The organism is Roseicyclus sp., from assembly GCF_052168335.1.
In the GTDB taxonomy this organism is placed as follows: domain Bacteria; phylum Pseudomonadota; class Alphaproteobacteria; order Rhodobacterales; family Rhodobacteraceae; genus Roseibacterium.
On sequence record NZ_JBQLZP010000460.1, the window covers coordinates 1 to 8,858 of the forward strand.

Annotated in this window: 11 protein-coding genes; 6 read left to right on the forward strand and 5 right to left on the reverse strand. The window is 68.8% G+C overall.

What is annotated here, in order from left to right; all coding sequences use genetic code 11:
• Positions 1–1,496 (reverse strand): leucine--tRNA ligase (gene leuS / locus ACTS11_RS14220; RefSeq protein ID WP_442640961.1); only part of this gene is annotated, 1,496 nt, incomplete at its 3' end.
• A gap of 85 nt (positions 1,497–1,581) precedes the next feature.
• Entirely contained in the window at positions 1,582–2,082 is a 501-nt protein-coding gene (locus tag ACTS11_RS14225; protein ID WP_442640962.1) for a DUF3576 domain-containing protein, read from the reverse strand.
• Positions 2,083–2,430: 348 nt separating this feature from the next.
• Here ACTS11_RS14225 and ACTS11_RS14230 point away from each other — a divergent pair, with 348 nt between their 5' ends.
• The 3 genes from ACTS11_RS14230 (at position 2,431) to ACTS11_RS14240 (ending at position 4,717) form a co-directional block, all read left to right on the forward strand.
• The gene (locus ACTS11_RS14230; protein ID WP_442640963.1) at positions 2,431–3,435 is read left to right on the forward strand and encodes a porin; all 1,005 of its coding nucleotides are present in this window, start codon (positions 2,431–2,433) and stop codon (positions 3,433–3,435) included.
• Positions 3,436–3,544: 109 nt separating this feature from the next.
• Positions 3,545–4,039, forward strand: coding sequence for an acyloxyacyl hydrolase (locus ACTS11_RS14235; RefSeq protein ID WP_442640964.1), 495 nt, complete (start codon positions 3,545–3,547; stop codon positions 4,037–4,039).
• Between the two features lie 21 nt (positions 4,040–4,060).
• Positions 4,061–4,717, forward strand: a complete 657-nt coding sequence (locus tag ACTS11_RS14240) for a YggS family pyridoxal phosphate-dependent enzyme (RefSeq protein ID WP_442640965.1) — start codon at positions 4,061–4,063, stop codon at positions 4,715–4,717.
• A gap of 49 nt (positions 4,718–4,766) precedes the next feature.
• Here the strand turns inward: ACTS11_RS14240 and ACTS11_RS14245 are convergent, their stop codons facing one another.
• Complete coding sequence (locus tag ACTS11_RS14245; RefSeq protein ID WP_442640966.1) at positions 4,767–5,261, reverse strand: L,D-transpeptidase family protein; 495 nt, start codon at positions 5,259–5,261, stop codon at positions 4,767–4,769.
• Entirely contained in the window at positions 5,258–6,367 is a 1,110-nt protein-coding gene (gene ribA, locus ACTS11_RS14250) for a GTP cyclohydrolase II (RefSeq protein WP_442640967.1), read from the reverse strand. The genes ACTS11_RS14245 and ribA overlap by 4 nt, the downstream gene beginning before the upstream one ends.
• Before the next feature lie 142 nt (positions 6,368–6,509).
• Between ribA and ACTS11_RS14255 the strand changes: the two genes are divergently transcribed.
• Positions 6,510–7,196: a response regulator transcription factor gene (locus ACTS11_RS14255; protein ID WP_442640968.1), complete on the forward strand. Its 687-nt coding sequence runs from the start codon at positions 6,510–6,512 to the stop codon at positions 7,194–7,196.
• A 123-nt stretch (positions 7,197–7,319) separates the two neighbouring features.
• Here ACTS11_RS14255 and ACTS11_RS14260 read toward each other — a convergent pair whose 3' ends face one another.
• The gene (locus ACTS11_RS14260) at positions 7,320–7,856 is read right to left on the reverse strand and encodes a hypothetical protein (RefSeq protein ID WP_442640969.1); all 537 of its coding nucleotides are present in this window, start codon (positions 7,854–7,856) and stop codon (positions 7,320–7,322) included.
• A 156-nt stretch (positions 7,857–8,012) separates the two neighbouring features.
• On the opposite strand from ACTS11_RS14260, the gene ACTS11_RS14265 reads away from it, so the two are divergent.
• Complete coding sequence (locus ACTS11_RS14265; protein ID WP_442640970.1) at positions 8,013–8,363, forward strand: hypothetical protein; 351 nt, start codon at positions 8,013–8,015, stop codon at positions 8,361–8,363.
• 52 nt (positions 8,364–8,415) lie between these two features.
• On the forward strand, positions 8,416–8,858 hold a 443-nt coding region (locus tag ACTS11_RS14270), incomplete at its 3' end, for an endonuclease/exonuclease/phosphatase family protein (RefSeq protein ID WP_442640971.1).

Genomic DNA, 8,858 nt, shown 5'->3' on the forward strand with positions numbered 1-8,858 from the left:
GTCTCGCGCTTCGCCGCCCCGCCGCAGCGCGGGCAGGTGCAGTCGCGCCATGTCGGGTGCCGGTCGAGCGGGTTGCCGGGCACGTCGAAACTCACGTCGCGCGGCAGCTCGATCGGCAGGTTTTCCTTCTTCTCGGGCACCACGCCGCAGTCCGGGCAATGCACGACGGGGATCGGTGCGCCCCAGTAGCGCTGCCGCGAGAGGCCCCAGTCGCGCAGGCGGAACTTCGTCACGCCGTGGCCGACGCCCTTCTCCTCGCAGAAGCGAATCGCGGCGTCGATCGCCTCCTCGCCGGTCGCCTCGGCGTCCCAGGCGAAGGGCAGGGTCCAGTGCACGCGGTCGGATTTCGGCGGCACGTAGGCCGCACCACCGTCCTCGGGCTTCGTGTGGTCGCCCTTGAGCGGCACGAAGGTCGAGGTGACGGGCAGGCCGTATTTCCGCGCGAAGTCGAGGTCGCGCTGGTCATGGGCCGGGCAGCCGAAGATCGCCCCCGTGCCGTAGTCCATCAGGATGAAGTTCGCGATGTAGACCGGCAGCTCCCATGACGTGTCGAAGGGGTGCCGGGCGCGCAGCCCGGTGTCGAAGCCCAGCTTCTCGGCCTTCTCGATGGCCTCCTCGGTCGTGCCGCCGCGCCGCGCCTCGGCGCAGAAGGCCGCGACCTTCGGATCGTGCGCCTCGAGTTCCTTCGCGATCGGGTGATCGGGCGAGATGCCGATGAAGGACGCGCCGAGCAGCGTGTCGGGCCGCGTCGTGTAGACCTCGACCCGGTCGTGGCCGCGCGTCGGCTCCACCAGCCCGAACGCGAACTGGAGCCCGCGCGACCGGCCGATCCAGTTGGCCTGCATGAGCTTGACCTTCGCCGGCCAGTCGTCGAGGCCGTCCAGCGCCTCGAGCAGTTCCTGCGAGTAGTCGGAGATGCGGAAGAACCACTGCGTGAGTTCCCGCCGCTCCACCTCGGCGCCCGAGCGCCAGCCCTTGCCGTCGATCACCTGCTCGTTGGCGAGCACGGTCATGTCGACGGGGTCCCAGTTCACCACCGCGTTCTTGCGGTAGACGAGCCCCGCCTCGAGGAAGTCCAGGAACAGCGCCTGCTGCTGGCCGTAATACTCCGGGTCGCAGGTGGCGAACATGCGGCTCCAGTCGAGGCCGAAGCCGAGCGGCTTCATCTGCGCGACCATCGTGTCGATGTTCTGATAGGTCCAGTCGGCCGGGTGGCCGCCGTTCTCCATCGCGGCGTTCTCGGCGGGCATCCCGAAGGCGTCGAAGCCCATCGGGTGCAGCACGTTGTGCCCCGTCGCCTTCTTGTAGCGCGCGATCACGTCGCCCATCGTGTAGTTGCGCACGTGCCCGATGTGGATGCGCCCCGAGGGGTAGGGGAACATCTCGAGCACGTAGTACTTGGGCTTCGTCTCGTCGCGCGTCGCGAGGAAGGTGCCCGCCTTCTCCCAGGCGGCCTGCCACTTCGGTTCCAGCGTCGCGGGATCGTAGCGGGACATCGGACTTCCTTCGCTTCAACGGAAAACGCCGGGCGGGGGTGTCCCCCGGACCCGGCGTGTGTTTACGGCGCGGCGGTTGGAGGGTCTAGAGCCTGCCGTCGCGAATGCGGAGCTGCCGGGCGCGCGTGAGGATCGCATCCTCGATCTGGCGCGCGGTCTCGCGGTTGACGGCGCCGCCCCGCGACTGGAGCGCGACGCGGAGCGAGCGCGCCTCGAGCGCGGGATCGGTCACGAAGACGGTGGCGCGGTAGGCCTGCCCGCCGCCGGGGGGCGTGCCGTAGCCGAAGGAGATGACGCCCGAGAACGGGTCCGCCGCCTCGATCGGCATGAAGTCCAGGATCTCGAGCGAGGCCTGCCAGAGGTAGCGGTTCACCTCGACCGTCACGTTCGGGTCGTCGCGGTTGTTGAAGAGGTCCCAGATCGTGTCGCGGTCGCGCGGGGCGAGCGCGCCGGACTGCTCCAGCTGGCGCCGGGTCTCGGGGTCCATCTCGCGCTGGCCGAAGCCGCCGCAGCCCGTCAGGACGAGCGCCGCGGCGAGAAGCCCGGCGGAAACTGCTCGGGTCTTGCGTGTGTCGCGTCGCATCATGACTCTGCCCCGGGATGGTCCTTGATCGCGGTTCTAGCTACAGAAGCGATGCCGGAGCGGCAAGGGTCGAGTGTCATGCAGCGTTCGCTGCCCCGCGCGCTCGCCGGGGTTGCCGCCCCCGCGATCCCGCCACCGCTGTCCGCCGGTCCCCCGCGACTTTTCCCTTTCGCGACGGGCATCTCGGGGGCGCCGGGGTTGGTGTGACATGTCTGCACCACGAGTCCCGCAAGATTTTCGGGCACCCCGGCGCTTCCTTGCAATCGGCAGGCCCACGGGCGACAGAAGGGCATACTCAATTCGGATATCCGTCTTGAGGTGCACCTTCAAAGTGAACACGAGGGAAAAACCATGAAAAAGGTTCTCTTCGCTACGACTGCCCTTGTGGCAACCGCTGGCGTTGCATCGGCCGACATCGCCCTGAGCGGCTCGGCCCAGATGGGTATCCAGGGTGGCAACAACAATGCTACCACCCAGTTCGTTCAGGACATCGACGTCACCTTCACGATGTCGGGCACGGCCGACAACGGCCTGACCTTCGGCGCCGCGATCGATCTCGACGAGAACGCCGCCAACGTGAACCAGGATGACGCGGGCGTCGCGATCTTCGTTTCGGGCGACTTCGGCACCCTGACGATGGGCGACACCGACGGCGCGCTCGACTGGGCGATGCAGGAAGTCGACTTCAACGGCGCCGCGTCGATCAACGACGACCACACCTCGCATGCCGGCTTCAACGGCAACGGCGGTCTCGACGGTCATTACGACGGCCAGATCCTGCGCTACGACTACTCGTTCGGTGACTTCGCGGTCGCCGTCTCGGTCGAGCAGGACGACAACCAGACCGCGCTCGGCAACTTCTTCGGCGCGGCCATCGCCAACACCGCCGGTGTGACCGCTGACCCGATCTGGGGCCTCGGCGTCCGCTACTCCGGCTCGTTCGGCGGCGGCAGCTTCGGCGTCGGCCTCGGCTACCAGTTCACCAACGACGGCTTCGACAACGTCGCGGGCAACCAGGGCGTTGCGATCACCGGCCTCTCCGGCCGTGTGGCGCTCGACTCCGGCTTCTCGGCCGCTCTGAACTACTCGATGATCGAAGTCGACGGCGCGAACAACGACGGTACCCACATGGGCATCGGCGCGAGCTACACCTTCGACGCGATCACGGTGCATGCCAACTACGGCGAGTACGACTGGGATCCGGGTGCCATCCTGGCCGACGCGAACGGCTACGGCCTCTCGGCCGCCTACAGCTTCGGTGGCGGTCTCTCCGCTCACCTCGGCTACGGCTACGGCGAAACCGGCGCAGCCGCTGGTGTCAGCACCTGGTCGTTCGGCCTGAACATGGCCTTCTGATCCGACCGGATCACGAAGTTCGGAGAGAGCGGGCCTTGCGCCCGCTCTTTTCTTTTCGGCCCGCGGCTGCTATCACTTTGGCAAAACAACCAAGATCCGAGGCAGAGCAGTGTCCAACACGAACGATCACCCGGTCGCCGCGCGCCTGTGCGCGCTTGTCCTTTCCGCAGGTCTCGCCGGCCCCGCCGCCGCGCAGGAGCTGAGCTTCGGCCTGACCACAGACATCGACCATGGCGGCGTCGGCGGCGTGGTCGAGTTCCACGGCGCCCCGGTCTTCGGCCAGCAGGGCGGCGTCTCGGGCGCCTGGGGCATCGCCGCGCGCAGCGACCTCGACGGCGACGCCTGGGTGGGCGCGGGCTTCGTCCTCGACTTCGACGTCTCGCCCAACGCCTTCGTCGAGGCGAGCTTCATGCCCGGTTTCTACCACCCCGGCGAGACCGAGCTCGGCGGCAACCTCCAGTTCCGCTCGCTCATCGGCTTCGGCTGGCGCGTGTCGCCGACGGGGGCGGTCGTGCTCAGCCTCGATCACCTGTCGAATGCCGGGATCGATCCGTTCAACCCCGGCGCCGAGACGCTGTCGATCCGCTACCGGATGCAGTTCTGAGGGCGCGAGGGGGCCCGTGCCATGTCCCTGACCGAGATCACGACGCGCCTGCATGCCGCCCTCGCCGCCGCGGGCCGCGGCCCCGATGACGCCACGCTCATCGCCGTCTCCAAGGTCCAGCCGCCCGAGCGCGTGGCGGCCGTCCTCGAGCAGGGCCACCGCGTCTTCGGCGAGAACCGTGTGCAGGAGGCGCAGGGGCGCTGGCCCGACTTCCAGGCGCGCTATGACGGGATAGCGTTGCACCTGATCGGCCCATTGCAGACCAACAAGGCCCGCGCCGCGGTCGGGATGTTCGACGCGATCCACACCGTGGACCGGCCGAAGCTGGCCCAGACGCTGGCGCGTCTGGCGCAGGAGCGCGGCGCGTGTCCCGCGCTCTTCGTGCAGGTCAACACCGGGGAGGAGCCGCAGAAGGCCGGCTGCCTTCCGGCCGAGGTCGATTCGTTCGTGGCCGAGGTCCAGGCGATGGACCTGCCCCTTGCGGGTCTCATGTGCATCCCGCCCGTCGACGAGGAGCCGAGCCTGCACTTCGCGCTGCTGGCGAAGATGGCGGAGCGCAACGGCCTCTCCGGCCTGTCGATGGGGATGAGCGCCGATTTCGAGAAGGCCGTCGCCTTCGGCGCGACCCATGTGCGCGTGGGCTCCGCCATCTTCGGCGAGCGCGCCTACGAGCCGTAGGGCGGGACAAGTCCCGCCATCGGGCGCGCGCGGCGGGACTTGTCCCGCCCTACGTCACGATCAGCCGGGTCTCGTAGCCGATGCGCCCCGCCATCCGCCGCAGATGCTCCGGCGCGAGCGCGATGCAGCCCTCCGTCGGCCGCCCCGGACCCCGCCAGCGGTGAAGGAAGATCGCCGAGCCCCGCCCGCGCTCGGCCCGCGGCCAGTTCCAGTCCGTCAGCAGGATCAGGTCGTAGAGCGGATCGGCGCGGAACAGCCGCTCGGCCGAATGCGGATAGGGCGCGCGGACCATCAGGTTGTAGTCCTCGTGCCCCGGATCGTCGGACCAGAGGTCGGAGGGCCGGATCGGCAGCGCCCAGTCGCAGGGCCGCGCCATGCGGTCCGGGCGGTAGAGGCAGCCGACGATCCGGTGGATGCCGGCGGGCGTCGCGCCGTCGCCCTCGCGCTTGTCCCCGGTCACGCCGGACCGCCCGATGGTGCAGGGATAGGTCACTCCCATGAAGCGGAGGCCCATGGGCGTCAGCACCATGTCCGTCGGCGTCACAGGAGGTGCCCCGACTTCGACCGTTTCACGTCGAGGTAATGGGCGTTGTGCCGGTTGGTGCCCGTCACCAGCGGCACGCGCTCGGTCACGGCGATGCCCTCGGCCTCCATCATCTCGACCTTGCGGGGGTTGTTCGTCATCAGCCGCACGCTCGAGAACCCCATCCGCCTGAGGATGTCGGAACCGATACGGAAGTCCCGCTCGTCGTCCTCGAAGCCGAGGCGGTGGTTCGCCTCGACCGTGTCGAATCCCTGGTCCTGGAGCGAATAGGCCCGCATCTTGTTGGTGATGCCGATGCCCCGTCCCTCCTGGTTGAGGTAGAGGAGAACCCCCGCCCCCTCGCGCCCCATCTCGGCCAGCGCGGTGCGGAGCTGCGGGCCGCAGTCGCACTTGAGCGAGCCGAGCACGTCGCCGGTGAAGCACGCGGAGTGGAGCCGCGCGAGCACCGGACGCTCCCGGTCGGGGCGCCCGATCTCGATGGCGAAATGCTCGACGCCGCCGTTGTCGGGACGGAAGATGTGCAGGCGCCCGGCCTCCGCCGCCTCCATCGGCAGGCGCGCGGCGGCGACCGGCAGCAGGTCGTGGTGCCGCGCGAGGTCGTCCGCCGTCTCCGCCGCGTCGAGCCGCGTCAGCCCGAGCGCTTCGGCCAGGCGCGCGGGCGCGTCGGTTTCCACCGTCAGGACGCAGGGCAGGAGCTGCGCCGACTTCGCCAGCAGGAGCGCGAGGCGGTGCAGCACGGCGTCGCCCTCCCGCAGCGAGGCGAGCGGCCCCTTCATCGGCGACATCAGGTCGCGCGCCGGATCGGCGAGGTCGCGGAGCCAGGCCGCGCCCGCCTCCTCCGGCATCACGATCCGCGCAAGATCGCCGTCATAGGCCCGCGCCTTCAGCGTCTCGGCCCGCCAGGCGGTGATCGCGACGACGGCGGAGCCCCCGGCCTGCCTGAGCGCCGCCACCCGATCCTCGCGCGCCGTCTCGGCGGCGAGCGCCACGAGCCCGTGCGCGCCGCCCCCGATCACCACGGGCAGCCCCATGCGAAGGTCGGCGCGCGCGCGGCCGACCCGCTCGGCGGGGCTGGGCAGGAGGAGATCGTTCGAGGGGCGGACCATGCCCGCCACTTACAGCCTGGCGAAGGAATTTGAAACAATCCCTCGCAGGGCCACACGCCTGCGTGAAAAATCCTTTCAGATGCTTGTCAGGAAACCGTGACCCGCGCATGTCCGATGCATCATGCAGCCGGGAGGACGATCCATGGCAACCCTGAAGAAGATCCTGCTCGTCGACGACGACGACGACCTGCGCGAGGCGCTGTCCGAGCAACTCGTGATGACCGAGGATTTCGACGTGTTCGAGGCCGACTCGGGCGCGAAGGCGATGGAACGGGTGAAGGAGGGTCTCTACGACCTCGTCATCCTCGACGTGGGCCTGCCCGACACCGACGGGCGCGAGCTCTGCCGCCGGATGCGCAAGCAGGGCGTGAAGTGCCCGATCCTGATGCTCACCGGCCATGACAGCGACGCCGACACGATCCTCGGCCTCGACGCGGGCGCGAACGACTACGTGACCAAGCCCTTCCGCTTCCCGGTCCTGCTGGCCCGCATCCGCGCCCAACTCCGCCAGCACGAACAGTCCGAGGATGCGGTCTTCCAGCTCGGCCCCTACACGTTCAAGCCCGCGATGAAGCTGCTCGAGACGGAGGACCTCAAGAAGATCCGACTGACCGAGAAGGAGACGAACATCCTCAAGTTCCTATATCGCGCGCAGTCGGGCGTGGTGGCGCGGGACGTGCTGCTGCACGAGGTCTGGGGCTACAACGCGGGCGTCACGACGCACACCCTCGAGACCCACATCTACCGCCTCCGCCAGAAGATCGAGCCCGATCCGTCGAACGCGCGGCTCCTCGTCACCGAGAGCGGAGGCTACCGGCTGGTGGCCTGAGCGCTCGCCTCAAAAGATTGACGCAGATCAAGGTGCAACCTTGGGTTGCGGGATAGACAGACTTCATTACCTCCCTGTTGGACTAGGCCCGAACTCCGGTTCGGGCCTTTCTTTTCCGGCGGATCAGCCCTCGGACTCCGTCCGCACCAGCGTCGCCTGGAAGTTGCCGTCGATCAGAACCGCATCATCGGACCGGATGGTCAGGTTGCCCCGCCCTCCCGGCGTGACCGTGGCGACGAGATCGCCCGCGATCGCCATGTCGTCGCCGGTCAACTCCACCGCCGTCACCGAGAGGTCGATGTTGACGGGCTGGGCCAGAAGCGCGGGGCCTTCGCCCGTCCCGAGCATCACCGAAGGCTCCCGCACGGCGAGTTCCTGCGGCTGTCCGTCCAGCGTGAACGTCACGACGAGCGCGTTCTCGTAGGGTCCGTCGTCGCGCCCGACCTCGGCGGGACCGGGAAGACCGACCAGCGTGACCTCGATGCCGTCCTCCGTCTCGCGCCAACCGCTCGCGGGGAGGTCGGCCCCCTCGGGCGAGCCGACGGTCCAGACCGCCTCGTCGGCATTGTAGCGCCCGGTGATCGTGCCCGCGGAGTCCTGGGCGACGGCGGGCAGGGCCAGGGCGAGCGCGGCTGCGGTTCCGAGAAGGCGGGTCATCATGGGTCGGATCTCCGGTCGGTTGCGGGTCGGCCGGGAAACGCCCGCGTCGGAGCGATGTTCCACGGGCGCCGCGCCGAGCCCCGGTGAGTGCCCGTTGCGCGGAATCACCCCGCGCCGTACTTTCGCCCGTGTCCGCGTGCCGGGAGTGCCGTAGCGATGACCACACGTTTCCCCGTGATCCTCGCAGGCTTCTGCCTCGGCGCGCCCGCCGCCACGGCGCAGGATCTCGACTTCACCCTGATCAACATGACCTCGGTCGCGATCGTCGAGTTCTACGCCATACCGTCGGACATCGATGTCTTGGGGGAGGACGCGGAACTGGGGGAATACTACGAGGACAACCTGCTCAGCGGCATGGCGCTTCACTCCCGGTACGAGACCACCTTCGTTGTCTACTCGGGAGGATACTACTGCATCTACGACTTCTTCTTCGCGTTCTCGGACGGGTCCCGTTTCACCGACACGGTGGATATCTGCGACCGGGCGGACTACACGCTCTACGACTGATCCGACGCGGCCCCGCAGGCGCGCCGGAAGCCGCAGAGGAACCATGCCGCCGATGCCCTTCACGCTCGCCACCTGGAACATCAACTCCGTCCGCCTGCGCGCGGGTCTCGTCGCGAAGCTCCTGACCGAAGAGGCGCCCGACGTCCTCTGCCTCCAGGAGTGCAAGAGCCCGGTGGAGAAGATCCCGCTCGAGGCGTTCCAGGCGCTCGGCTACGGTCACATCGTGGCGCGCGGGCAGAAGGGCTACAACGGCGTCGCCATCCTCTCGAAGCTGCCGCTCGAGGACATGGGACACCGCGACTTCTGCGAGAAGGGCGACGCCCGCCACGTCGCCGCGCGGCTCGAGAACGGAACGATCATCCACAACTTCTACGTCCCCGCCGGCGGCGACGAGCCCGACCGCGAGGTGAACCCCAAGTTCGGCCACAAGGTCGACGTCGCCCCCGCGATGCGGGACTCGTTCCACGCTTCGCGGCCCCCACGCTGGACCGTCGT

Excerpts from the sequence above, each read along its gene's own strand:
- ACTS11_RS14225 (WP_442640962.1), bottom strand. The coding sequence starts at position 2,082 with ATGATGCGACGCGACACACGCAAGACCCGAGCAGTTTCCGCCGGGCTT.
- ribA (WP_442640967.1), bottom strand. The coding sequence starts at position 6,367 with ATGGTCCGCCCCTCGAACGATCTCCTCCTGCCCAGCCCCGCCGAGCGG.
- ACTS11_RS14265 (WP_442640970.1), top strand. The coding sequence starts at position 8,013 with ATGACCACACGTTTCCCCGTGATCCTCGCAGGCTTCTGCCTCGGCGCG.
- ACTS11_RS14255 (WP_442640968.1), top strand. The coding sequence starts at position 6,510 with ATGGCAACCCTGAAGAAGATCCTGCTCGTCGACGACGACGACGACCTG.
- ACTS11_RS14230 (WP_442640963.1), top strand. The coding sequence starts at position 2,431 with ATGAAAAAGGTTCTCTTCGCTACGACTGCCCTTGTGGCAACCGCTGGC.
- ACTS11_RS14260 (WP_442640969.1), bottom strand. The coding sequence starts at position 7,856 with ATGATGACCCGCCTTCTCGGAACCGCAGCCGCGCTCGCCCTGGCCCTG.
- ACTS11_RS14240 (WP_442640965.1), top strand. The coding sequence starts at position 4,061 with ATGTCCCTGACCGAGATCACGACGCGCCTGCATGCCGCCCTCGCCGCC.